The 1,012-nt window shown below is 31.5% G+C and carries 1 protein-coding gene; it reads right to left on the bottom strand.

Features of this window, described 5'->3' with window-relative positions:
* Positions 1–921 (bottom strand): hypothetical protein (locus E1140_RS00190; protein ID WP_155177946.1); only part of this gene is annotated, 921 nt, incomplete at its 3' end.
* Positions 922–1,012: the final 91 nt, after the last annotated feature.

Genomic DNA, 1,012 nt, shown 5'->3' on the forward strand with positions numbered 1-1,012 from the left:
TAGGCTAGGACCAAGATAAGCTAAAGTTTCTGTCATTAGGCTTGCCTTACCATTTTTTTTGGGGTATACATTGAGTGTGGTATTTTTCAAATAATCATAACTCAATTCACCAAAAAGATGAACAATATTAAGAGAAGGGTTTACTTTCAGTATTTTATCCAAATCTATCAGGCCTTCATCACCAAAATAGTTTCTTTTTTCATCATAGTCACAGATATAAAGAGTATCTAAATTTTCTAATTCTGAATAAAATAAAGCCGAATCGTTTGATAAAAGGACCTTAGAAGCACCAAAGTTTATCATAGCTTTTTTTGCTTCGGAACCAAAGTGATCGTCAGACCAAATGAAAATGTTATTTTGATAAACTTCTAAACCTGACTCAAGGATTAATTTTATTGCAAGGGGTCCAACACCTGTAAATACTTCAATATCAGGATGATTTTCCCATGTGCCAGCAACTTTGATATTGTTTTTTTTGCAATACTCTATATCTATATCAGATTCCCTTAATTCCCATTTTTCATACATTAACGGAATCACACATTTGCTGTTCAAATACTGTAACTTTTGATAATCTAATGGTCTGAGAAAACCTGAATTGGTAACAATATCAGCCTCGTTTAGGTGATTGGTATTAATACTTCCATTGTGGAAAATCAACCTTTCTTTCAAATCTAACTTTTGCACTAATTCACGGCAATTTTTTATTATCTCTTCCGCTTGACCATATTGAGAATTTACGGTCCAAGCATAGACTTTTTTAGCTCCTGCAAGCAAAGGTATCAATGGAGATAATATATAATTTCCACTGCCAACTTCCGTAACTATTGTTAGCCCTGAAAGATCAAGTTCAAGCTTATTTATATAGCTTAAGATTATTTTTATTTCTCTTATATAATTATCAGGCAATTTTCTCTCCATTTAAAAAAATTCTACACCACCATTCAAAATTCATGAAAGACCATATTAATAATCGGTGATTAATATGATCATCAATATGCTCATTTACTAT

The sequence above is a fragment of the Fulvivirga lutimaris genome (assembly GCF_009711525.1).
Taxonomy (GTDB): Bacteria; Bacteroidota; Bacteroidia; order Cytophagales; family Cyclobacteriaceae; genus Fulvivirga; species Fulvivirga lutimaris.